The 22,330-nt window shown below is 47.6% G+C and carries 22 protein-coding genes; 18 read left to right on the top strand and 4 right to left on the bottom strand.

Annotated elements, in window-relative coordinates:
• Nucleotides 1-81: 81 nt before the first annotated feature.
• From MHI06_RS27560 to MHI06_RS27550, 3 genes are all read right to left on the bottom strand, one after another.
• Nucleotides 82-921 carry a methyl-accepting chemotaxis protein gene (locus MHI06_RS27560; RefSeq protein WP_169479866.1) on the bottom strand — a complete coding sequence of 280 codons (840 nt, stop codon included), beginning with the start codon at nucleotides 919-921 and terminating at the stop codon, nucleotides 82-84.
• A 217-nt stretch (nucleotides 922-1,138) separates the two neighbouring features.
• Nucleotides 1,139-1,648 carry an anaerobic ribonucleoside-triphosphate reductase activating protein gene (nrdG, locus tag MHI06_RS27555; RefSeq protein ID WP_340399722.1) on the bottom strand — a complete coding sequence of 170 codons (510 nt, stop codon included), beginning with the start codon at nucleotides 1,646-1,648 and terminating at the stop codon, nucleotides 1,139-1,141.
• A complete protein-coding gene (locus MHI06_RS27550) occupies nucleotides 1,645-3,606 on the bottom strand; it encodes an anaerobic ribonucleoside triphosphate reductase (RefSeq protein ID WP_340399721.1) in 1,962 nt (653 codons plus the stop codon). The genes nrdG and MHI06_RS27550 overlap by 4 nt, the downstream gene beginning before the upstream one ends.
• A gap of 481 nt (nucleotides 3,607-4,087) precedes the next feature.
• Between MHI06_RS27550 and MHI06_RS27545 the strand changes: the two genes are divergently transcribed.
• Together MHI06_RS27545 and MHI06_RS27540 are read left to right on the top strand one after the other, a co-directional pair.
• Nucleotides 4,088-5,683 (top strand): histidine kinase dimerization/phospho-acceptor domain-containing protein, encoded by a 1,596-nt coding sequence (locus MHI06_RS27545; RefSeq protein WP_340399720.1) that lies wholly within the window; start codon nucleotides 4,088-4,090, stop codon nucleotides 5,681-5,683.
• Between the two features lie 162 nt (nucleotides 5,684-5,845).
• Nucleotides 5,846-6,784 carry an aldo/keto reductase family protein gene (locus MHI06_RS27540; protein ID WP_340014802.1) on the top strand — a complete coding sequence of 313 codons (939 nt, stop codon included), beginning with the start codon at nucleotides 5,846-5,848 and terminating at the stop codon, nucleotides 6,782-6,784.
• A gap of 127 nt (nucleotides 6,785-6,911) precedes the next feature.
• Here the strand turns inward: MHI06_RS27540 and MHI06_RS27535 are convergent, their stop codons facing one another.
• A complete protein-coding gene (locus tag MHI06_RS27535) occupies nucleotides 6,912-8,024 on the bottom strand; it encodes a diguanylate cyclase (RefSeq protein ID WP_169479861.1) in 1,113 nt (370 codons plus the stop codon).
• Nucleotides 8,025-8,299: 275 nt separating this feature from the next.
• On the opposite strand from MHI06_RS27535, the gene MHI06_RS27530 reads away from it, so the two are divergent.
• From MHI06_RS27530 to MHI06_RS27455, 16 genes are all read left to right on the top strand, one after another.
• Nucleotides 8,300-8,695 carry a transcriptional repressor gene (locus MHI06_RS27530; RefSeq protein WP_340399719.1) on the top strand — a complete coding sequence of 132 codons (396 nt, stop codon included), beginning with the start codon at nucleotides 8,300-8,302 and terminating at the stop codon, nucleotides 8,693-8,695.
• Nucleotides 8,671-9,477, top strand: coding sequence for a winged-helix domain-containing protein (locus MHI06_RS27525; protein ID WP_076332450.1), 807 nt, complete (start codon nucleotides 8,671-8,673; stop codon nucleotides 9,475-9,477). Before MHI06_RS27530 ends, MHI06_RS27525 begins: the two co-directional genes overlap by 25 nt.
• A gap of 290 nt (nucleotides 9,478-9,767) precedes the next feature.
• The gene (locus tag MHI06_RS27520; protein ID WP_340402194.1) at nucleotides 9,768-11,231 is read left to right on the top strand and encodes a catalase; all 1,464 of its coding nucleotides are present in this window, start codon (nucleotides 9,768-9,770) and stop codon (nucleotides 11,229-11,231) included.
• A 210-nt stretch (nucleotides 11,232-11,441) separates the two neighbouring features.
• Nucleotides 11,442-11,858, top strand: a complete 417-nt coding sequence (locus tag MHI06_RS27515) for a BlaI/MecI/CopY family transcriptional regulator (protein ID WP_017691824.1) — start codon at nucleotides 11,442-11,444, stop codon at nucleotides 11,856-11,858.
• A gap of 1 nt (nucleotide 11,859) precedes the next feature.
• Complete coding sequence (locus MHI06_RS27510; RefSeq protein ID WP_340399718.1) at nucleotides 11,860-12,720, top strand: M56 family metallopeptidase; 861 nt, start codon at nucleotides 11,860-11,862, stop codon at nucleotides 12,718-12,720.
• Nucleotides 12,721-12,772: 52 nt separating this feature from the next.
• Nucleotides 12,773-13,186, top strand: a complete 414-nt coding sequence (locus MHI06_RS27505) for a DoxX family protein (RefSeq protein WP_169479859.1) — start codon at nucleotides 12,773-12,775, stop codon at nucleotides 13,184-13,186.
• A gap of 333 nt (nucleotides 13,187-13,519) precedes the next feature.
• A complete protein-coding gene (locus tag MHI06_RS27500; protein ID WP_340399717.1) occupies nucleotides 13,520-14,221 on the top strand; it encodes a pirin family protein in 702 nt (233 codons plus the stop codon).
• A 44-nt stretch (nucleotides 14,222-14,265) separates the two neighbouring features.
• Nucleotides 14,266-14,601 (top strand): hypothetical protein, encoded by a 336-nt coding sequence (locus MHI06_RS27495; RefSeq protein ID WP_340399716.1) that lies wholly within the window; start codon nucleotides 14,266-14,268, stop codon nucleotides 14,599-14,601.
• A gap of 187 nt (nucleotides 14,602-14,788) precedes the next feature.
• Nucleotides 14,789-16,378, top strand: coding sequence for a spore germination protein (locus MHI06_RS27490; protein WP_340399715.1), 1,590 nt, complete (start codon nucleotides 14,789-14,791; stop codon nucleotides 16,376-16,378).
• A 4-nt stretch (nucleotides 16,379-16,382) separates the two neighbouring features.
• Nucleotides 16,383-17,582: a Ger(x)C family spore germination protein gene (locus MHI06_RS27485; protein WP_169479855.1), complete on the top strand. Its 1,200-nt coding sequence runs from the start codon at nucleotides 16,383-16,385 to the stop codon at nucleotides 17,580-17,582.
• The gene (locus tag MHI06_RS27480) at nucleotides 17,575-17,796 is read left to right on the top strand and encodes a hypothetical protein (RefSeq protein ID WP_169479854.1); all 222 of its coding nucleotides are present in this window, start codon (nucleotides 17,575-17,577) and stop codon (nucleotides 17,794-17,796) included. The genes MHI06_RS27485 and MHI06_RS27480 overlap by 8 nt, the downstream gene beginning before the upstream one ends.
• A gap of 62 nt (nucleotides 17,797-17,858) precedes the next feature.
• Nucleotides 17,859-19,001: an endospore germination permease gene (locus MHI06_RS27475; protein WP_340399713.1), complete on the top strand. Its 1,143-nt coding sequence runs from the start codon at nucleotides 17,859-17,861 to the stop codon at nucleotides 18,999-19,001.
• A 130-nt stretch (nucleotides 19,002-19,131) separates the two neighbouring features.
• Entirely contained in the window at nucleotides 19,132-19,962 is an 831-nt protein-coding gene (locus tag MHI06_RS27470) for a uroporphyrinogen-III synthase (RefSeq protein ID WP_340399712.1), read from the top strand.
• 240 nt (nucleotides 19,963-20,202) lie between these two features.
• The gene (locus MHI06_RS27465; protein ID WP_340399711.1) at nucleotides 20,203-20,709 is read left to right on the top strand and encodes a hypothetical protein; all 507 of its coding nucleotides are present in this window, start codon (nucleotides 20,203-20,205) and stop codon (nucleotides 20,707-20,709) included.
• 179 nt (nucleotides 20,710-20,888) lie between these two features.
• Complete coding sequence (locus MHI06_RS27460) at nucleotides 20,889-21,608, top strand: SDR family oxidoreductase (RefSeq protein WP_340399710.1); 720 nt, start codon at nucleotides 20,889-20,891, stop codon at nucleotides 21,606-21,608.
• A gap of 43 nt (nucleotides 21,609-21,651) precedes the next feature.
• On the top strand, nucleotides 21,652-22,290 hold the full coding sequence (locus tag MHI06_RS27455; RefSeq protein WP_340399709.1) for a ThuA domain-containing protein: 639 nt from the start codon (nucleotides 21,652-21,654) through the stop codon (nucleotides 22,288-22,290).
• The last annotated feature ends 40 nt before the right edge of the window (nucleotides 22,291-22,330 follow it).

Genomic DNA, 22,330 nt, shown 5'->3' with positions numbered 1-22,330 from the left:
TGCATAAATCCCCTGAGCGGTAGGAATTGAATTATGCAAATTTCTATGATATGAACCGCGTTTGTTTCATTAAACTTATCCTTATTTTCCGTCAAACGAAATCATTTTTTGTACAAATTGCTTCAATTGCTTGTTGGTTTCATTCAACTGCTCAATTGTGCTCATAAAATTGTTTACGAGTTCAGCCTGCTCTTGGGAGCTTGCGGTGATCTCACCAAGTTCATTCTCCATGCCCTGAATGGATTGTCGAACCGAGAGAAGGGAATCTTCAATACGGGCCGTTGCTTCTTTGGTATCCACAGACAGTTTGCGAATTTCTTTGGCGACAACGCCGAAACCTGCACCGGCTTCACCTACACGAGCAGCTTCAATAGCTGCATTCAAGCCGAGCAGATTGGTTTGTTCGGAGATTTCACGAATGAAGCTGGCGACCTGAGTTACATTACCTGATTTCTGTACGGCTTGTTTGGAGTTGTTCCGGATCTCTTCGGTTGTGGCACTGAGCTCCTCGGAGTGTGCAGCTACATGCTGTACACTGTCAATTAACTGGTTGGTCAGATTTTCGGTAGCATCCATGAGCTGTTGCAGCTGATCCTGGTCATCCATACTGTAGAGCAGATTAAACAGGGCGATGACTTCACCTTGTTCATTTTTAATGGGAATAAATGCTACGTCAAAAGGAACACCGAATATATCCTTGGAGTAGTGATCGAATCGTTTGACTGTACCGCCGTTCAGATCTGCAAAATTTCGATTTCCATCTAACAAAGGGTCTCCGGGTTGATACTTCAGTTGTTTTAACGATTCACCTGCCGAGAAATACAGGAATTTCTCGTGATCAATAACGGACAGGGTCACATCCTGACGGATGGTGTCTCGAAAGAAAGGCATACATGTAATTAATGCTTGAACAATATCCATATAAAAGGTTAATCCTCCCTGGCTACCTTATGTAAACGGTTAAATTTTAAATGCTGAATTACTAACTACCTATATAATATATCGTCATGCAATAGAGAAGAAAGTAGAGAGAATGGATAAAACTTATTTCTTTCAAGAAGGCAGCTATACGCCAAAAAGACACGAGTCCGCGGGGACCCGTGCCTTGCTAATTAGTGAGGGGTAATAAAATCAATGTTTACAGCATACTGAGCTGCATCGTAACGACCTTCTGAGTGGCTAGTGTTGCACTGACATCAATTAAACGCTGATTTCGACTGCCGCGGAAGGGAAGGGAGACATCACGTTCCGTTTCAACATATCTCCCGTCGATAATAACATCGCACAACTGGGCAAGCTCCGCCCTCGCAGAATCGGTAATCAGCTCTTCATATTCGAATCCCGTATAGGCCCATACCGTCATATCAGGACGTGCAGCCCGAAGCTGCTGAACCCAGGACGTACATTCTGCTGCCGAGAAAAAGGGATCACCACCACACAACGTAACACCATCCAGCAACGGATGGTTCGTCACTTCATACAGAATCTGCTGCTGCCGCTCTTCTGTAAAGGGCTCACCCGCTCGAAAGCTCCATGAATCCGGACTGAAGCAGCCCGGACAGGCGTGACGGCATCCGCTGATGAACAACACGGCACGCAGGCCTGTCCCTTCATTCACCGACTCCGGGATGTATCCATACAGATTCACCGGTGCTTCACCCGATCCCGTACTTCGGCCTGTTTCGCAGCATTGAAGCGTACTTTGTAATCTCCGGTCAGATAGCCAGTTACGCGGCGTAACCGCTGGAAGTGCACATGGTCCTCATGGACTTCACAACCTGGGCATACATCCCCGATGACCCCTTCATAACCACATGCAGGGCAGCGATCAATCGGATGATTAATAGAGAAATAACCGATATCTTGTGCCAGTGCATACTGTACGATCCGCAGGAAAGCTGCGGTGTTGGCTCGAACGTTTCCGTCAAGCTCCACATAGGAGATTGCACCCGCATTACATAACGTGTGGAACGGGGCCTCCACTTCAATCTTCCGATAAGCTGGAAGAGTGTGATAGACCGGGATATGGAATGAATTCGTATAATACTCACGATCATTAACTCCAGGAATGAGGCCATAACGCTCTCTGTCAATCTTCGTGAATTTGCCGGACAACCCTTCAGCAGGTGTGGCAAACAGGGTGATATTCAGGTTATGCTGCTCGCTCATCCGGTCACAGAACTCTCTCATGGTCCGAATAATATTCAGCGCTTCCCGATGCACATGAGGGTCCTGGCCATGATGGCGTCCATAGAGAGCTGTCATACATTCAGCGAGACCGATAAACCCAAGGGATAACGTGCCGTGTTTCAGCAGATCGGCAACAGGTTCATTCGGAGCGAGCTGCTCTCCACCTTCCCATACACCCTCCCGCATCATGAAGTCGGATGCCTTGGCAGGTTGCACAGTTTGGATGCGGTAGCGATGCAACAGGCCGTCAGCGGCATTATGCATCACGGATTCCAGAGCGGTGTAGAAGCCTGCCCGATCGGCAACGGCTCTGCTGCCTTGGCAGATACCAAACCGGATGCCGAGCTTGACCAGGTTAATCGTATTGAAGGACAGATTGCCCTTACCACTTTGACGATTGCGCCCAAAGCGGTCAGCCAGTGTACGTGTGCGGCATCCCATGGTGGCGATGATTGTATCCGGATCCTCCGGATGATAATAGGGCAAGTTGAAGGAGGCATCCACATTGACAAAGTTGGGATACATCCGCCGTGATGAACAGGTGACTGCCAGACGGAACAAGTCATAGTTCGGCTCGCCTTGAGCCTGATTAATCCCCTGTTTGCATTGGAAAATATGTTGAGGGAAGACAGGAGTCTCGCCGTTGCCCAGACCACGGATGGTCGCTTCCAGCAATGAGCGTGATACCAGGCGTCCTTCCGCTGATGTGCATAATCCATAGTTCAGTGAAGTAAACGGAATCTGACCACCTGCCCGACTGCTCATCGTATTCAGGTTATGAATCAGCGATTCAGCAGCTTGTCCTGTCTCAAGTTCAGTCTCTTCATAGGCGAAGGCATACGCCTGTGGACACTGATTCTTCGCTTCAATGCTGTCCAGATGAAGCTGTTCATCCTCAAGCAGGATATTCTCACCAAAGAGGCGTTGTCCTTTACGGTAATGTTTGCGGAAAGACCGCAGTACATACGGAGCCAGATCCCAGTCAATCTTATTGGCTGATACGCCACCATATTGACTGTTCTGCTGGGATTGGAAGATGATCGCAACTAGAGCCATGGCAGACATGATCGTCTGAGGTGTGCGCACCGATCCGTTGCCTGTGTTGAAACCCGCAGCGAGGAGACGGTCAAACGGGATAAAGATACAGTTGGTCGTTCCGAGTGCATACTGGTCCAGATCGTGTACATACAGATCCCCGTTCTCCACAGCTTGAGCAAGCTCTTCCGGCAACACATGACGCAGAGCATGCCACTTGGCGGTCTCCGAACCGAGCCTGCTCATCTTGCCGCTGAAGGAGTCTCCATTCAGATTGGCATTTTCCCTCAGCGTATCGGCGTCTTCAGCGCCAATAATTCGTCTTCCCAGGTCGGATAATAGATCGGATGCCGGTGGAGTGGCATACTCAAGCATGTTCATGTAAGGTTCCTCCTAAAATGATTTTGGATATCATTCAATTTCCGTGTAACACTATATGTAGATTCGTATTATCCATTTATAAACTATATGTGGGTTTTTGGGTGTGATAATGATCACACTGCTTACTGGGCACAGTGGACTTTCCGTTTATTGTTACGGGTTAAAGGTTCCCAAAGTCTGAGCGAAAGCGTATAATTTCTAGTTATCCTGCAAGTAAATATCCGAAGTCGGACAAGATGGGTTTTGATCAATCTGAAAAGGAGATTTGACATGACTTTTCGGTTATTAAACCATCCGTTTAAGACCTGCCTTTGTCCAAAAATGGGCTATGGGCAGGGAGTATGATTCTCTTATACTTCTACGGTGTTAATCATATAAGTATAGATTGTGACAGCTATTCGGATTTTTGATGACCCCTGTACGTAATTAAACATTCTGATATACAGATTTGAAAGTGCAGCTAAGATAAGAGGGGTGAATCATGGGAACGGCAGAAGGCATTACGAGAGGCTTCTATGAAGATATAAAGGAAGCTGCGGCCCATATCGTAGACGTATTAAGCGGTATATTGAAGGTCAATACCATCTTCGTTGCCACGAATGACGGGGTAACGAATGTCATTTTGGAGGCTTTTAATCGTGCGGAAGAGTTAATCGTTAAAGGCAGTGTCCTTCCATTTACGGATTCATATTGCAGCCTGGTATTGAGAGATAAAGGTAGCGTTCTTACCATCCAGGATACATGTGAACATCCGATGACACGATCTATGGACGTCACAAGCGGGCTCGGAAATCGTTTCTTCGTGGGCGTACCCATTATGCGAAGATCCGGCGAAACATTCGGTACCATCTGTTTGATGGATAATCCGGATTACGTGATTAGTGAACCCGACATGAAGACACTGAATGCGATGGCTGTCTTCCTGGGTTATGTTGTCGATCTGGAGAGCACGTTACATGTACAGGAGCGGAAACTGAGTGATTCGGAACAGATGCAAGAGCAGCTCCAGGCAGAGAAGGAACGGGCCGAGTCCGAGGCCATGACCAAAACGCAGATGCTAAAACTGATGAGTCATGAGATTCGTAATCCCCTGAACGGCATTCTGGGACTGACAGATCTGATGCGCACTCCGGATATGTCCGAGGAGCAGTCGGAGTATGTGAATATGATTGAGACGAGCGGCAATATCCTGCTCTCCTTGCTGAATAATATGATGAATTTCAATATTAATGAGGCAGGAAAAACCGTTATACATGACGATCCGTTCGATCTGGTCGGTACCATCGAGAACACCGTCTATCTCTATGCGGGGATTGCGGCGGGCAAAAACATTGAGTTGGGATTAAATCTCGAACTGAATGTGTCGCAAGTGTTCGTTGGTGATGAGGTCAAGATTGGACAACTGCTTGCGCATGTCATTCAATATGCTATGGATTCAACGCGTGAAGGCTCGGTTCTGATCACGGCAGTGGTGAACGGAGATGAAACCGAGGAGACCGGTACACTTCTGCTCAAGGTGAAGTACACGGGCCAGATGTTATCGGATATCCAAAAACTGATCGGAAGCAATCTGGGTCTGGCTGTAAGTCAGAACCTTGCCATTCTCATGCATGGCCGTATTCAGGTGGATCGTGTGATGGAGAATGAGACGGAATTCCAGATTAGCCTTCCATTACGCAGATATTGGGAGTTGCCGCAGCTTGCAAGTGTCCAGCAGCGGTTAAGAGGCCGAAAGGTATTGCTTGCCAAAGATCCTGACATTCTGCAAGGCGTTTCTTCCCTGATGCGCAGATGGGAGATGGATGTGCATATGACCTCCGGTTCGACGGTAGCGCATGACTGGATCAAGGAAGGCTTCAAGCCGGATGTGGCCGTTGTGGATATGGGATTACTGGAAGGCGGCGCAGTCGATTTTGTACATGAACTGAAGCAACGTACGGACAATCTGCCCGTCATTGTACTGGTTCCCTATGGCATGCACATCGACCTGCATGATGCGGAAACCTTTGATGCTGTTCTGACGAAGCCGGTCAGACAGGCGGATCTGTTGAACGCATTGAGTATTACTATGCCTTAAACGAGCAGACAGTCGAATATGAATTTCTTAATTTGGCGTACCTATTGTAGGTGCGCTTCTTTGGGTTTTCCATTTTCTGAGCCCAAGCCCTTTTATTCCGAGCTGGTTACGTTACAATAGAGTGTGAACTTCATCTTTATAACCAACAGAGGAGGATGCACATTGGATTATCGTAGATTAGGTGGAAGCGGACTGAAAGTGAGCGAGATCAGCCTGGGAAGCTGGCTGACGTACGGAGGGTATGTGGAACGTGAAAATGCGGTGAAATCAATTGAAACTGCATTCGATGAAGGCATTAACTTTTTTGATACAGCCAATGTATACGAACGGGGTGCAGCAGAAGAACTGCTAGGGCAGACGCTCAAAGCGTACTCCCGTGACTCCTATGTACTTGCAACCAAAGTATTTGGCAAAATGGGTGATGGTCCGAATGACCAGGGCCTGTCTCGCAAACATATCAAGGAGCAATGTGAAGCCAGCTTGAAGCGCTTAGGCGTTGAATATGTGGATATCTATTATTGCCATCGTTATCATACAGAAACACCGATTGAAGAAACACTTCGCGCGCTCGATGATCTGGTGCGCCAGGGCAAAGTGTTGTATGTTGGCGTCAGCCAGTGGACTGCGGCTCAGATGGAAGCTGCGTTGGGTACAGCAGACCGTCTGCTCCTGGATCATATCGTGGTCAATCAGCCAGTGTACAACATGTTCGACCGATATATTGAAAATGAGATTATTCCGCTGGGTGAGCGTAAAGGTATCGGACAAGTCGTATACTCCCCTCTTGCTCAAGGTCTATTGACCGGGAAATATACGTCCGTTTCCGATATTCCGGAGAACAGCCGTGCTGCCAAACTGGGCTGGGACGAAGGGAAAATCAATGCGGATCGCATCGGGAAAGTTCGTCAACTGATTGAAGTGGCGGACAAGCTGGATCTGAAGGTTGGCCAATTGGCCCTGGCCTGGATCCTGCGCCAGAACAATGTATCCAGTGCACTTGTAGGGGCGAGTCGTCCCGAGCAGGTAAAAGAGAATGCGGCTGCATCTGGCGTGAAGCTGGATGCTGCCATTATCGAGGAAATTGAGGGCATCCTTGCTTAATCTCCTGTCAGCACACAAGCTCGGATGATATAAAATAATCCATAAGCAAAGGGATGTCCCGTACGCCAGAATGGCGAACGAGACATCCCTTTTTGTGAAGTGGAACATGATTAGGTGATAACAGGCTTTAAAGCGTAAGAGACAGAGAACGAAGTGGTAAGGCACACACGCGGTTGCGCCCTGTGTTCTTGGCTTCATATAAAGCACGGTCGGCTTGTTCGAAGAAGTCGTTATCGTCATGATCATCGCAATGATCCGGATACACAGCTACACCAATGGAAATGGTTAGACGTATCGTGTGCCCGTCAGGCAGGGCAAATTGATATCTCTCTACCCCTTGGCGGATCGATTCAGCGATAGCCATGGCCTGACGTTGTCCACAATCGAGCAAGAGAATGGCGAATTCTTCACCACCGTTTCGTGACACGATATCGGTGGAACGCGCATGTTCAACGAGCAGTTGTCCGAGTTGCTTCAGAACCGCATCACCGGCGGAATGACCGAAGGTGTCGTTTACTTTTTTGAATCGGTCAATGTCGATGGCCAGCAAGGACAGCTTTTGTTGGTACTCCCGCGCATGCTGAAGCTCCGATTGAAGTGATTTTTCGAACTGTCGTCTATTGCTCAGGTTGGTAAGATGGTCGGTAGATGCTCTTCTCTCCAAAAGAAATAACATTTCATTCGATTTATTAATAAATTCTGCGATGAAATAGATAAAGATCCCACCGACAAAGGAAATGGTCATCTGTAACGGATATACCTTCATTAATGAATTCATGCTGTCCGTGTTCAGCATAAGGACGATAAATATCAACGTTATGCCCAGCAGATTCATCGTAATGATTTTGGTCAGTCTGGACCAGGAAGCATAGGCGAAATATACACCGGATAGTCCGATCAGCGTCATGACAAATCCTGCATCAATGGCAGAGGAAGATATGCCAAACATCAGAATACGAAGGATGGAGATAACGAGTCCCGTAATGACCGAAGCCAGTCCTCCCAGATATACCGCTGCGGTGACGATGGCCAGATGCCGTAGATCTACAATCGTACTCTCGTTCAGAGGGAAGGAATAGTTCATGAGTACTGTGCCGTATATGCCGAATAATAAGCCGCCGATCAACTGAACACGTAACGAGGGAAAAGGCAATCGGATACTATAGAACTTGGCGATAATTCCGGACACATACATAAACGTAATCATGATACAGATATTAATGAAAAAAGTGCTAAACAACCGACATTCCCCCTTTTTACGCACATCTCTACATTTTATCTGAAAAATGATGCTGTAGCGAACCATATTATCCCAAATTATTGAGGGGATTGCTGGGAAATACGTTTTTAATTCCATATCCGGGTTGTTGGCGTGGATATTGACTTCAATATACAATGAGATTTATACTTAATCTAAATCAAAATTCATTCCTTCTTTTAAGGGAAAACTATAGTAAGCAGAAGATCAGCGTCTGATTTCATATAAAATGCATCAATAATAAAGGAGAAATGGTTGTGAGAACTTTAAATCTGACGATACAACGGCAAGCGGTATATGATGTGGTGCGCCATTCAGAGGATCACCCGACAGCTGCTGATGTCATGAATCGACTCGTAGAACAAGGATATAATCTGGCCTATGGTACGGTATATAACTCTCTTCGTTATCTGACGGACAAAGAATTGATCCGGGAGCTTAAGCTCGGGGAGACAGCAAGCCGGTACGATGCCCGCATGGATGATCATCAGCACATTATGTGTGAAGTGTGCGGCAAAGTGGACGAGGTGATGACTGAAGTTCCTCCACAATGGATGAAACAGGTAGCTGAAGAAACCGGATATGCACTCGACCATGCTCATGTGGTCTTTGGAGGTGTCTGCGGGGAATGCAGAAACAAACGGATCAAGTAAAAATAAAGCTGCCTGGCCGTCGTTTACCCCTGCGGGTTAAACCCGCCTTGTCTGATTCAGCACCTCTTGTGGACAATTGTCCTGTTACACGGCGTGTTATTCTAATTAGCCCGATGCCAGGGCAGGTACATGAACTGGTAAAGGCCTTGACGGATAGCTGCTTCGATGTGCTGGTCTTTCATCGCTGGGAACCGGATCTGCATGAGCGTCTTGTCTTCGATCTGTTGATCTATGATCTGTCTGTTGCCGGAACCATCGATGCATTCGCTGGGATCAGCAGCCGATTGAACCGTGAGGCAGAACATACAACGCCTTGTCTGTATCTGGTCGGTGAGAAGATGATCGGCAGCGCGAGTGGACCGATGCTTCAGGAGGAATTGCTGGTGTGGCCTGCACGTCCGCAGGAAGCTCTGTACCGGGTGCAGCGTATGATTGGCAATAGTCCTGCTCTGCCCAAACGTGGATTTTTACCTGAGGAAGGGCAACGTATCGGATTCAAGGATCTGTGGCTCGATCGTGAACGCATGAGTGTACAGCGCGATAATAACCGCATTCACTTGACCAAGACCGAATATGATCTGTTGCTCAAGCTGATCGATGCCAAAGGTGCAGTCATTTCCCGTGAGGAGATGCTCAGCGATATTTGGGAGACAGACTTTACAGGCGGAAGTAATGTGGTCGATGTTCATATCAAAAGCTTGCGCAAAAAATTGGGCGATAACGCGTCTTCGCCGCAATATATCGTAACAGTAAGAGGAGTGGGCTACCGCCTGGCGGATTAGTCCGCTTTTTTTTTGCTTAGTTTTATCGTTCACTTCATCCTTTTTCGGGTACTATCTATTAGATAGGCAGATCAGAATTATTCCCTTAAAAACATATTCATGCTTCATTCATGAAGTGTGTAAGAACCTCATCTTAAACTCATGTGAACCTCATGCAAGAGCAGAGTGGGACATGTTAGAATCAATTTAACAGTTAGATCAAGTCTAAATGTATATTTAATTCAACGCCGAATATGATTTTAATAGTAGATATATAGCATCCGTGAAACCCATTAGAGGAGGACGACATGATGACAGAACGTATGACAACCAATCAGGGCGCACCCGTAGGTGACAATCAGAACTCCCGTACAGCAGGCAGAAGAGGGCCGACACTGCTTGAAGACTACCATCTCATTGAGAAAATTGCCCACTTTGACCGTGAGCGTATTCCAGAACGGGTGGTACATGCAAGAGGAGCAGGTGCTCATGGTGTATTCACACTGGAGCAGAGCATGAAGGCGTATACAACAGCAGATTTCCTGCAAGATCCGGGTACGGAGACAGATGTGCTGGTTCGTTTCTCAACCGTTATTCACGGTACGGGATCACCAGAGACTGCACGAGATCCACGTGGATTTGCCGTTAAATTCTACACACGGGAAGGCAACTATGATCTCGTCGGCAACCATCTGCCAGTGTTCTTCATTCGTGATGCCATGAAGTTCCCCGACATGGTTCACTCCCTGAAGCCAGCTCCGGATACGAATATTCAGGAACCGGCGCGATATTGGGACTTTATGACCCTCTCACCGGAATCAACGCATATGATGACCTGGTTGTTCTCTGATCTGGGCACACCGGCGAGTTATCGGGAGATGGATGGATTCGGCGTACATGCTTTCAAATGGATTAATGCACAGGGGCAGGTTCACTATGTAAAATATAAGTGGGAGTCTGCACAAGGGGTTCGAGGTTTCTCTCGTCAGGAAGTTGCCGAAGTTCAGGGACAGGACTTTAATCATGCTACCCGGGACCTGCATGAACATATCAAGAACGGGCAATACCCGCAGTGGAAGCTTCAGGTACAGCTATTGAAGCCTGAACAGATGGATGATTTTGCTTTTGATCCGCTCGACCCAACCAAAACGTGGCCTGAAGATGTATTGCCATTCCATACGGTGGGCACTATGACCCTGAATCGGAATCCGCAGAATTTCTTTGCTGAAGTGGAGCAGGCGGCCTTCTCTCCTAGTGCGCTTGTACCTGGAATTGAGCCTTCCGAGGACAAATTGCTGCAAGGACGCTTATTCTCTTATCCGGATACACAGCGTCACCGGCTTGGTACGAACTATTTGCAAATTCCGGTGAATTGCCCGTACGCACCTGTTCGTAATCATCAGCGTGATGGACTCATGAATGTGAATCAGGACCCATCTCCGGTGAACTATGAACCCAACAGTTCCGGAAACAGCCCACAGGAAGATCCGGCATACCGGGACAGTCAGGTTCCGTTGCAAGGGCACGTTACACGCGAGAAAATTGAGAAAACCGATGATTACACGCAGGCAGGGGAGCTTTTCCGTTCATTTACCCCTGTAGAGCAGCAGCATCTGTTGGATAACCTGATCAATGACCTCAAGGGTGTATCTGTAGATATTCAAATGCGTGCCCTCTGTCACTTCTTCCGGGCGGATGGACAGCTTGGCGGACGTTTGGCTCATGGACTTGGTGTGGATATTTCTGCACATATGCCTTCACAGGATGGAAAATAAAACGCAGTATGACCCTGTTCGCACAACATAATATTGACTGATATTCGGTGAAGACCGGGCAGAACCGTGAAATTGCGGAACTCCCCGGTTCTTTCGCTTTTTTTCTGAAATGGAAAACAAATTTACAAATCATTTACATAAAATAGCTGACATAGAGGTTGACTTCTCATTTGATGGCACTACAATGGGTAGTGTGAGGGGTGTCAGAAAATGAGAATACACAATTTCAAAGTGGGTGAGCGTGGGCTCAACCGATTTTTCGGTCCGCTGGAGGCCAAGATCATGGACATTTTATGGGCTCGTCCTGGCAGTAGCATTCGTGAAGTGCAGACCGCACTTGAACAAGACAAAGACGTCAATTTTAATACAGTCATGACCGTGATGAATCGGCTCGTAGACAAAGGACTGCTTGGCAAGTCTCAGAAGGGCAGAACATCTTTGTACCAACCGGTACAGAGCAAGGAGGAGTTTATGAACGACCAATCCAAGGAACTGTCACATGAGTTGGTGGATGAATTCGGAGCTCTGGCATTGAATCATATGCTGGATGCGCTGGATGAAGCAGATGCGGGTCTGATTGAACGCCTGGAACAGAAGATCAAACAGTGGAAAAAGGATAGCGATTAAGATGTGGAAGGCCCGCTCGAAGTTGTTGTTTACCGTCGGGTTTGGCATTCCGTTACTCGTGTTCATGCAGATGTTCATGTACGCGATGTACAAAATTTTTGGCTGGGATATCCCGTTTAATCTGCTCTGGCTCTGCAATCATTGGATGAGTCGTCTGGGCTGGTTATCCGTTGGGCATTTCCTGCTGGCACTGGTCTTGCTGACATTTGCCGGAACAGGCTGGTTGCTAACGGTTCGTATGATGAAAACGAGAGCAGCTGTGCGTAAACTCCGCTCCATGGAGGTTCGTGCATTATCCCGCGAGATGGAGTCCAGGTATCACCATCTCGGACAGCCTGGATTCATTGTGGTGGACAAGCCATCGCCGGTTGCATTCACAATTGGTCTATGGAGACCTTGTATCGTACTCTCCACAGGACTTCTGACGATGCTGGATGCTGAAGAGGAGACCGCAGTTGTGTACCACGAAGTCCATCATCTGTGGCACCGTGACCCACTGAAGACGACGCTGTTATCGGTATTTGCAATCATGATGCCTTATATTCCCGTATTGAAGCATACTTCGAAACATTACAATATCGTGAGAGAGATTCTGGCGGACAATGAGGCCATCGAGCGTACAGGCAATGTGGCAGGCATTGGCAGTGCTTTGCTCAAGCTGCTCCGGGCTTGTCCTGAGCCTTGGGGAGCCAAAGAACTGACCGTTCAATCTTCATTTGCAGACACATCCGTAAATGTGCGGATTTCACGTCTGCTTGACCCGGAAAAGGACGTAACGCTGAGATTGCCACGCTATGCTGTTCTGATGTCGGCTACCGTTTTCCTGTTGCTGTCTATCTTGTTTGTTTGGTCCATTGGATAAATCAACTTGGCTAAATGTGAGGTTGAATATAATACTAGGGAGGAAGATGAACATGAATAACAAAAGTGTAGAGATAGGATTACTTTTCTCAAGGATTATGATCGGTTTGATCTTTGTATTGCACGGCTGGAGTAAATTTGAGGGTGGAATCAGCGGTACGGTAGGTTTCTTCGAAAGTATCGGTATTCCCGGATTCCTTGCATCGGTTGTAGCCATCATTGAGTTGGTGGGTGGAGCGGCGATGATTCTGGGCTTGGGAACACGCGTATTTGCTGCCCTGTTTGTCATCGTTATGGGTGGCGTTCTGCTTACAGCCAAAGTGGGTGAGCCGTTCATGAGTGGTACCGAGTTCGATTACCTGCTGCTGGCGGGTTCCTTGACACTGCTCTTCACAGGAAGCCGCTTCCTAGCCGTCGATCATATTTTCTCCAGACAGGGGAACGCTCGCCAGAATGTGAGTGCTTGAATCGACTAATCATCGCTTAAAAAAATATTGAATTGCAGGATGAATTCTGCAACGAGGCTCTCTATTGGCCAGGCCGGTTCGTGAAATGGATTTGCGAACCGGACTGATCGGTAGAGAGCTTTTTTCAAAATATAGGAAAGTATGTTTATTCACCATCCTTCTCTATTTTTCTTCGGAATGAAACACGCTGAGTCGCTAGAGGACGGCGACAGCCGTTTCACCTTGTTTGGACGTCATGCCTCTGTTTTGATACAATGAGAATAAGTATGTTACTAATAAAAAAATAGAAAATGAAGTTGAGTACATCAAATTAAGATGAGGAGGATGCATTTCATGATTAACGTCATTCCATCCGATGCCCGCTCCAGCTTCGATCGAGGCTGGCTTCGCGGCAGTCACAGCTTTTCCTTTGGAGAATACCAGGACCCGGAGAATACGGCGTTTGGACCGATGCGAGTAGCGAACGACGATGTGATTGCGCCTGGTCGCGGTTTTGGGGCTCACCCGCATAGTGACATGGAGATTGTATCCATCGTACTGAACGGCAAGTTGCGACATGAAGATAACCTGGGGAATGTAGCCGTTACAGGCTTTGGTGGTATTCAGCGAATGTCAGCAGGCAGTGGCATGATTCATACCGAGCATAATGCATCCGACACTGAAGAAGTACGTTTGCTTCAGCTCTGGTTCATGCCGCATACGAAAGGGTTGCAACCCTCCTATGAGACCACATCATTTGATCCGGCAGCACTGGCAGGAGCACTTGTGCCTATTGTATCGCCAGATGGGGGTCCAAGAGTTGCAACCATTCATCAGGATATGACGATCTTCCTTGGCCGATTGGCCAAAGACGAGACGTTAACTTTTAATCAGGATACGGGTCGCCGGATGTACATTTTCTCCATTGAAGGCAAGCTGGGATTGAATGGAGAGTACCTGTTGAATGAAGGAGACACGGCTCGTGTGGAACAGCGGGATTCAATCGAGCTGCAAGCAAACGAAGACACGTTCTATATGATCATTGATCTGCCGTAAATGGCTGATGGAGTGAACTCCAAGATGAAGGAGGATATACACTTATGGCGCAACAGGAATGGTTTATGGTTAAACATGCAGTAACTGGACGAGGACTCGCGAATAGCAAAACAGATGCGCTGTCCTATCGGTTCCAGCAGGAGGACACAGGTTTTATATTTACTGTTACTGGCCTGGACGAGCAGACTGTGGAACAGATTATGGAGCTTAGACAGGAACTGAACGTATTTCGTTTCGTTCAACGCAAGGATCAGCCCCTTTTGAAGCACTGGTACTACGTAGAGGGTGAGCGGGTAGAGTACGACAGGGAGCGTAACACGCTGAGCATTTATGCGAAGTCGGAGATTCGTTATGTCCCTGAAGATTATTTTGCCGATTAACTAGGACGTGTCTGAAATATAGGTTTAACAGGTTTTGGAATAGTTAAGGAGGTCTCTGTTAAATACAGAGGCCTTTTTGCTGTCTGCATTCAGAGGAATCATTCGTAATTTTGCAAAAAAGACCACATAATTCCCAGCTGTCTGGCACAAGCTACCTTGTATAAAAATAAGAACGGAGGGGCGGCATATGGCAGATAAAACATCTGGGAAAGACAAGTCCCGACAACCCGAACGAGAAGAAAAAAATCATATCCCTCTGGGACTGCCGTCCCCGCCTTTTATTCGGCAGCCGATCAGTACAATACATGAAACTCAGATTCAGGCGGTAAAGGAAATCTTCTCCGATTGTTCGGATGTGGTTTTCCGCAACGTTATGATTACGCCAGAAGTCAAAGGACTTCTGGTCTATATTGAAGGCATTGTGAACTCGGCCGATATCCAGGAGCATATGCTGCGTCCGATTATCCGAGGGCTGGTGCAGCAGCGAACAGATAAACCTGATGTTCCGCTGGATGATACAACCGTTGAGCTGACCCAAGTGAAGCGCGTTGAAACCTGGGCAGCTGCGACAGAAGGGGTACTGGCATCCTCGGCCCTTCTGGTGGTCGATGGCAGTAGCGAAGCCTGGATGTTCAATGTTAAAGGCGGCGTCAGACGTGGGGTGGAGGAACCGCAAACGGAGTCTGTGATTCGGGGACCACGGGAAGGATTCACCGAAACACTCCGTGTCAATACGGCTTTGTTGCGGTTCAAGCTGAAAACTCCCTCTCTCAAGATGGTGAGTATGACACTCGGTACAGAAACCAAGACAGATATCGTTCTGACTTATATGGAGGATATTGCTGATCCGAAGTTGATACGGGACGTGAAGAAACGCCTGGAAAAAATCAAGATTGACGGCATTCTGGAATCGGGTTATATCGAGGAGCTGATTGAAGATCACCCGTATTCTCCATTCCCGCAGATGCACTATTCCGAGCGTCCGGATACGGTAGCAGGTAACCTGTTGGAGGGGCGGTTTGCCATTATGATAGACGGCACTCCCTTTGCGCTGATTGCTCCAGTCACGATGTGGCAGATGCTTCAGGCCAGTGAGGATTACTATGAACGATTCTTCATCAGTAATCTGGTGCGCTGGATTCGCTTTTTATTCGTAGCTATTGCTCTATTTCTACCCGCTTTGTATATCTCGATCACGACATTTCATCAGGACATGTTACCCACCACGCTGATTCTCAGTATTGCCGGTGCACGGGAAGCGATCCCTTTCCCGGCTTTGGTGGAAGCTCTCATTATGGAGCTATCGTTTGAAGCCCTCCGGGAAGCCGGGGTCAGGTTACCGAAAACAGTGGGTCAGGCCGTCAGTATTCTCGGTGCACTCGTGATCGGACAGGCCGCAGTTCAAGCGGGGATTGTGTCGGCACCCATGGTTATTATTGTATCGATGACAGGTATAGCTTCCTTCACGATCCCACGGTTTAACTTTGCGATTACGGTGCGTTTGCTGCGATTTCCCATCATGTTGCTGGCAGGCATGCTCGGACTGTACGGCATTGTGATTGGTTTGGTCCTGATCTCGGTGCATCTGACACAGATGACTTCGTTTGGTGTGCCTTATCTGTCAGGTCTTAGCCCGTACAGTAAAACAGATACCAAGGATATTCTTATTCGTGTGCCGTGGTGGAAAATGATCAATCGTCCTTCTACAGTTCAGGATAACCAGAAACGGATGAATGAAAAGATCAATGGTTCGCCTGAAGCTGAGGAAGGATGGTGAACAGATGCAATTCATGTATAAGTACCGGGCAGTGATAGTGCTGTTGTTATGTACCACGTTTATTTCAGGTTGCTGGGATCGTAAGGAGATTAACGATGTTGCCTTTGTGATTGGCATAGCCGTCGATAAGGAGGGTGAAAATTACAGATCCAGTCTGCAGATTGCGCTTCCAGGTCAATCCGGTTCTTCCGGTAGTGAAGGAGGCGGAGGGGGTACCAGTGGGGATAAGTCATGGTTCATGTTGTCCAACACCGCAAAGACACTGCGGGGGACTTCACTTGAGGGTCAAAAAGCGCTATCTCGTAGGATTTATTATGCGCACCGCCGAACCATGCTCATTGGAGAGGATCTTGCCCGGGATGGCGTTGCCTCCATGCTCGATTTGTTTACACGGTACCCGCTTAACCGATTCTCAGCATTGCCAGTCGTTACCAAAGGTGAGGCATACGCCGTGATGGATACGGATGCACCAATAGAAAAATTCCCATCCGAGATGGTGAGAGAACTATGCTTTCTGAATATGCGGAATCCACGTTCACTCAAAACGTTTATAGATGCCATTCTTAGTGATGGCGTAGATCCCTTCCTGCCGGTCGCTTCGAAAGTGGACAATGTTCCGAAAGATTGGAAGGACGTCAAAACAAATATTAAGCTGGATGGATTGGCCGTGTTCAAGAAAGACAAACTGGTTGGCATGATAGACAAGGCCCCCGCCGATGCACTGATCCTCGCTATGGGGGAAGCTAATGCGCCGGAAGTTATGGTCAAGTCTCCACGCGGAGAAGGAGATATATTCATCAAGCTGAACGAGAACAACTCTTCACTGCACCCCAGTATCAAGAATGACAAGGTGACCGTGACCATTCAATTGTATGCCAAAGGCGTGGTTGTAGATAACGAATCCAACTACGGTGATCTGCGTGAGACAGAGATTCTGAAACTAAATGACGCGATCCACAAAAAAATAAAAGAGGATATCGTTGAAGGTGTTCGATTAATTCAAGGAAAATATCGTGCGGATATTCTCGGAATCGGTCGGTCTATTCATCAGCACTTGCCTAAAGAGTGGGACAAAATGAAGGATCGATGGGATGATATCTACCCTGATGTTGAGGTGAACGTTATCCCGCATGTCATTATTGAAAATGTAGGGGTAGTCAATAAACCGATCGGTGTCGTTGAGGAGGATATCATACATGATTAAACCACTTTTGTTCACCTATTTGGGGATGGTCATCATTGTTATTGTGATGGATTTCAGACATCTGAAGCAGGCGGCAGTTATTAATCGCTGGTTATCCTATGGTCTGATTGCATTGGGATTAGGCATTTGGTTATATATAACCCATTTGAGCAAAACCTTTTTTGTAGCGGTATGGATCAGCCATGTTATTCAGCGATTCTTACCGTTACCATAGATGCAGACTAAGGATGTTGCGGAGTACAGATTGAATGATAAATGATGGAAAGGAGGTATGGTATGAATCAGAGTGTGACTCATCGACAGATCGTGTTGCTCGTGCTGCTGCTCAGTATTACGGGTACATTGATTCAACCCCATGCACAGGCCATTTTTTATGCGGAACAGCACGCTTACCTCTCGTATGTGCCAGTCGTTCTGGTGATGATTGTATCGATGTGGATGATCAGCCGGGTTCAACGGAGATTTCCGAACCAGGATCTGTTTGAAGCGCTAGCTGACAGGTTCCCCTTGTTGGGAAGGCTCGCAGGCGTAATGTACATTCTGTTTTTTTTCTTTGTATTTGCAAGAGATATCCGATTAATTGGTGATTACGTCAGCATAACCTTGCTAGAGACGACACCGATTTCCATTGTAGTATTGTCACTCATGATTATGGCGGTATTTATCGTCAGAGGTGGACTTGGTTCATTGATCGGCATGTCAGAATTGTATGTTACCTTGTTCCTGCTGAACTCTGTAATTGTGCCTTTCATGCTGATTCAGCAGGTGAATATGGATAATCTGATGCCCTACTTTCATGTCGATCCGGTGGGTGTAGGCAAAGGGAGTTGGTACATATTTTCTTTTTATGGAGAGATGATCGCATTGCCTTTCGTCGTCAAGGGCAGTGATTTTCGCTTCAAGCCTGTGCTATGGGGGATAATTATCTCGGGATTGCTGATGATGCTGATTATGGTGGAAACCATCACGTCGATTGGTGTACCTATCGCCTCCAGACTGGTATACCCTTCTTATGAACTGGCAAGGCAGCTGCAAATCAGTGACTTTCTGGACCGGTTTGACCTAGCACTTGCAGCGGCAACTTTGCCTACCATGATTACGAAGATTGCATTTGATCTGTATTTTGTCTGTTGGGGATTGAAGCGAATGATCCCGAACGTATCGGGAAAGGTCATGACAGGTCCGGTCGCGCTGGTGGGTTTTGTCTGTGCCTTCTGGTTTTTCAGAAACGCAATTCAGCTCTATCGATTTACCCGGGAATGGACATGGATCGCCATTGTATTTGAAGTGCTGTTTCCTCTCGTGCTCTTTCTTTTCCTTCGCCCTCGCAAAAAGAAGACACAAGAATCGAAAGATTCCGTGAAGGACGTGGAGAAAGGACGGAAGGATTCTCACGGTGGAGAACTCCAGCCTTCCTGATGCATACCATCAAAAATCCTTATATATGAACGGGCAAAAAGAGGGGAAGTGCAGTTTCCCTTCGCAGAAGTACCCTGTATACTGTAGTCAGACTGATGAACATTCGGCTGAACTAACGGGGGGAACATGAATGGCTCAACATTTGGCAGGTGTGCGTGTAGCATTGACAGGACCACGAAAATCGAAAGAAATGTCCATACTGGTTGAAAAAATGGGTGGAATCCCGCTTGTGCGACCGGCACAGGGGACCGTATTCCTGGATGATCGGAGTATCAGGGATGGGCTGGTATCCTGGATCTCAGACCCGCCAGATTGGGCGGTATTAACGACGGGTATGGGATTGGATGCATTGTTTGAAATGGCTGAGGATATGGAAGTGGCGGGAAAATTACTGGATGTATTATCGGAATCCTCAATTGCGGCAAGGGGATACAAGACAGTGAATGCGCTCAAAAAGCGCAAGCTAACACCGCTGGTACGAGATGATGATGGCAGCACGGACGGGCTCATTCGAGAATTCACCCCACATGATCTCGCAGGGAAAAAGGTTATGTTGCAGCTTCATGGGGAGACCGCTCCCAAACTTGTAGCCTGGTTGGAAGAACAAGGAGCGATCGTTCGACAAGTGCTCCCTTATCGGCATGTACCTCCGGAAGCGGCAGAGCTGGAACAGCTTTTGAATGAGATTGTACAGCACGAGGTTGATGCTGTTGCCTTCACGAGCGGGCCTCAGGTCCGGTTCCTGACCGAATATGCGGCATCGCAGGACAAGCTTGAACCGATGCTTGCAGCCTTCAGACAAGGCGTAATCCCTGCCTCTGTAGGGAAAGTCACTGCAAACTCCATGCGTGAAGAAGGCATCGAGGCACTGGTCATTCCGGAGGAAGAGAAGATGGGCGCACTCATCGTTGAACTCGGACGTTACTTTGCAGCAGGGCGTGCGGCCAAGATTAGAGATTAGTGGCCTGCTTTTAGATCAGTTCGACAAAAAGCTTTTGGCGTCGCTTCATGAATAAAGAGTGTGCATTAAGCTTAACCGCATCGCAATATGATGCGGTTTTGTTTAGATTATAGAATGTATACGTTACAACTAAAATACGAATGTACATCCTTGATAGTGTTTCGATCAGAAGCTTTTCTTATCTCGAAGACAAGGTGGAAATGACGATGACCATTGTAGATCGTAACGCCAGGCCCCGACTTGGGCGGCGGGTTTCCAGAGGAGTTTGCAGCAGAAATCGCCGGTAACCAAGAGTTCTTGGAAGGACTTCGACTGGCAGCACAATCCAACATGCCTTTATTTGCCGAGTGTGGCGGTTACATGGTGCTTGGAGAAACGTTGACCGACCGAGAGGGCATTACTTTCGAGATGGCGGGCATTATCCCTGCACAGGTGCAGATGCAGAAGAAGCGCGCTGCGCTGGGCTATCGTGAAGCGAGTAGCGTTCAGGATTCTTTTTTGCTGAAAAAGGGTGAGGTGCTTCGGGGTCATGAATTTCATTATTCCACGATGACCTATCATGAAGAAACGATCCCTTATGCGTATGAGACCAAGGGGTTGCGTGGCTTGAAGCAAGAAGGGTATGCCGCAGGCAACATTGTGGCGGGGTATACATACGTTCATCTGGGCTCTTACCCGGCAGCGGCTCGAAGATGGGTGGAGCGTTGTCTAGCCTATCGGCAGGAGCGATATATGCAGGGATTATAGCAGCTATTTATAGCTCAAATAGATAGCTGAATTCAATAAGCAAAATGGCTCTAATCTCGCTTTTACCTCCTGCGACTTTGGTCGTGAAGTTGGCGATCCCCATTATCAATTAAAGGTTTTCAGATGGAAATGTGGAATGAGTTAAAGACAGAATCATTATGCGAGGGAGGGACTTCGTGATGAGAACCGTATGTGTAACTGGAGCTGCCCGGGGTTTGGGATTGGCTTTGACGGCACAGATGCTCAAGAGAGGTTATCTCGTGTATGCGGCGGGTCTGGACGTGGAAGATTCCGAGGGAATTCGTGTGCTTGCAGAAGGGTATCCAGACCATCTGCGCGCGATCGAATTGGATATCTCGGACGACCTGTCGGTAGCTCTGTTCACAGAGACATTGAAGCTGGATACGAATCATCTGGATATGCTGATCAATAATGCGGCTATACTAGGAAGTATTACGGATCATATCCGCGGGCCGTTGAATATGGCGGAGATGGCTGAAGTATTTAATGTAAATACGCTAGGTACACTGCGTGTGACTCATTCCCTGTTACCCCTCCTTCTTCAAGGACAGGTCAAGCTGATTGTTGATATCTCTTCCGAGGCTGGAAGTATAGAGCAATGCAGTCGGGATGGCTGGTATGCCTATTGTATGTCCAAAGCTGCTTTGAACATGCAGGCCCGTCTTGTGCACAATGGTCTGAAAGATGAAGGCGGACAAGTGATGCTTGTGCATCCTGGTTGGGTACAGAGTTATATGCGGGGAGAATTGGATGCTTCTGCGGATCTCACGCCCGAGCAATCTGCACAGCATATCGCAGTACTTATCGACCGCCATGAACAGTTTAAAGGAGATCAGCCCGCATATGTGGACTACAAGGGAGACTCGCTCCCCTGGTAGTTGGTTTAATACAGTGAGGTGAACAAGAAAGGAGATTGATTGAATGGATCATCGTAAAAAAGCGTTGCTACTTGGCGATTATACACATCCGGATTGGCACCCGCTTCAGGGGGTGGATGCGGAGATTAGCCGAATTTTCCATGATACTATGACCGTGCAGTGCAGTGAGAACCGGAATATGCTGCTGCAAGAAAATATAACCGGATTTGATGTGTGTATCTCATACATGGACGATTGGAAAGGTAAAGTCTCTCCACAGCAGACAGCAGGCTTGTTGTCCTATGTGAGTAATGGAGGTGGACTGGTCATTATACATAACGGGATCTCGCTCCAAAATCGTTATGAACTCAAACAGATGATCGGTGCCAAGTTCCTGCATCATCCGGCTTATGCACAACTTGAATTCAACGTAACCGCGGAAAGCCATCCAGTGACGGAGGGCATTACCGGGTTTACGATGGAGGAAGAAGCATATCAGTTCGAGTTCGGTTCTTTTTCCGAAACGAAGGTATTGCTGGAATATCAATCTGAAGAAGGACCGAAGCCTGCAGTATGGGCACATCGATATGGTGTTGGACGCATTGTTTATCTTATGCCGGGTCACCATGTGCCGTCTTTTGCGCACGAAATGTACCGTAAATTACTCTTGCAAGCAGGCAAATGGGCTGCTCGTTACGTCTGATTGGACGGATATTTTTGCATGCGGAGTATAAGGGGTATAA

This window comes from Paenibacillus sp. FSL H8-0079 (assembly GCF_037991315.1).
GTDB lineage: Bacteria > Bacillota > Bacilli > Paenibacillales > Paenibacillaceae > Paenibacillus.
This window is presented reverse-complemented; position numbering and strand designations above follow the sequence as displayed.

Bases quoted from the DNA above. Each gene is read 5' to 3' on its own strand.
- MHI06_RS27475 (WP_340399713.1), top strand. From the start codon at position 17,859: ATGAATCAGAGTGTGACTCATCGACAGATCGTGTTGCTCGTGCTGCTG.
- MHI06_RS27545 (WP_340399720.1), top strand. From the start codon at position 4,088: ATGGGAACGGCAGAAGGCATTACGAGAGGCTTCTATGAAGATATAAAG.
- MHI06_RS27505 (WP_169479859.1), top strand. From the start codon at position 12,773: ATGAATAACAAAAGTGTAGAGATAGGATTACTTTTCTCAAGGATTATG.
- MHI06_RS27480 (WP_169479854.1), top strand. From the start codon at position 17,575: ATGATTAAACCACTTTTGTTCACCTATTTGGGGATGGTCATCATTGTT.
- MHI06_RS27490 (WP_340399715.1), top strand. From the start codon at position 14,789: ATGGCAGATAAAACATCTGGGAAAGACAAGTCCCGACAACCCGAACGA.
- MHI06_RS27500 (WP_340399717.1), top strand. From the start codon at position 13,520: ATGATTAACGTCATTCCATCCGATGCCCGCTCCAGCTTCGATCGAGGC.
- MHI06_RS27550 (WP_340399721.1), bottom strand. From the start codon at position 3,606: ATGAACATGCTTGAGTATGCCACTCCACCGGCATCCGATCTATTATCC.
- MHI06_RS27470 (WP_340399712.1), top strand. From the start codon at position 19,132: ATGGCTCAACATTTGGCAGGTGTGCGTGTAGCATTGACAGGACCACGA.
- MHI06_RS27460 (WP_340399710.1), top strand. From the start codon at position 20,889: ATGAGAACCGTATGTGTAACTGGAGCTGCCCGGGGTTTGGGATTGGCT.
- MHI06_RS27495 (WP_340399716.1), top strand. From the start codon at position 14,266: ATGGCGCAACAGGAATGGTTTATGGTTAAACATGCAGTAACTGGACGA.
- MHI06_RS27455 (WP_340399709.1), top strand. From the start codon at position 21,652: ATGGATCATCGTAAAAAAGCGTTGCTACTTGGCGATTATACACATCCG.
- MHI06_RS27510 (WP_340399718.1), top strand. From the start codon at position 11,860: ATGTGGAAGGCCCGCTCGAAGTTGTTGTTTACCGTCGGGTTTGGCATT.
- MHI06_RS27560 (WP_169479866.1), bottom strand. From the start codon at position 921: ATGGATATTGTTCAAGCATTAATTACATGTATGCCTTTCTTTCGAGAC.
- MHI06_RS27525 (WP_076332450.1), top strand. From the start codon at position 8,671: ATGCAGAAACAAACGGATCAAGTAAAAATAAAGCTGCCTGGCCGTCGT.
- MHI06_RS27485 (WP_169479855.1), top strand. From the start codon at position 16,383: ATGCAATTCATGTATAAGTACCGGGCAGTGATAGTGCTGTTGTTATGT.
- MHI06_RS27515 (WP_017691824.1), top strand. From the start codon at position 11,442: ATGAGAATACACAATTTCAAAGTGGGTGAGCGTGGGCTCAACCGATTT.
- MHI06_RS27520 (WP_340402194.1), top strand. From the start codon at position 9,768: ATGACAGAACGTATGACAACCAATCAGGGCGCACCCGTAGGTGACAAT.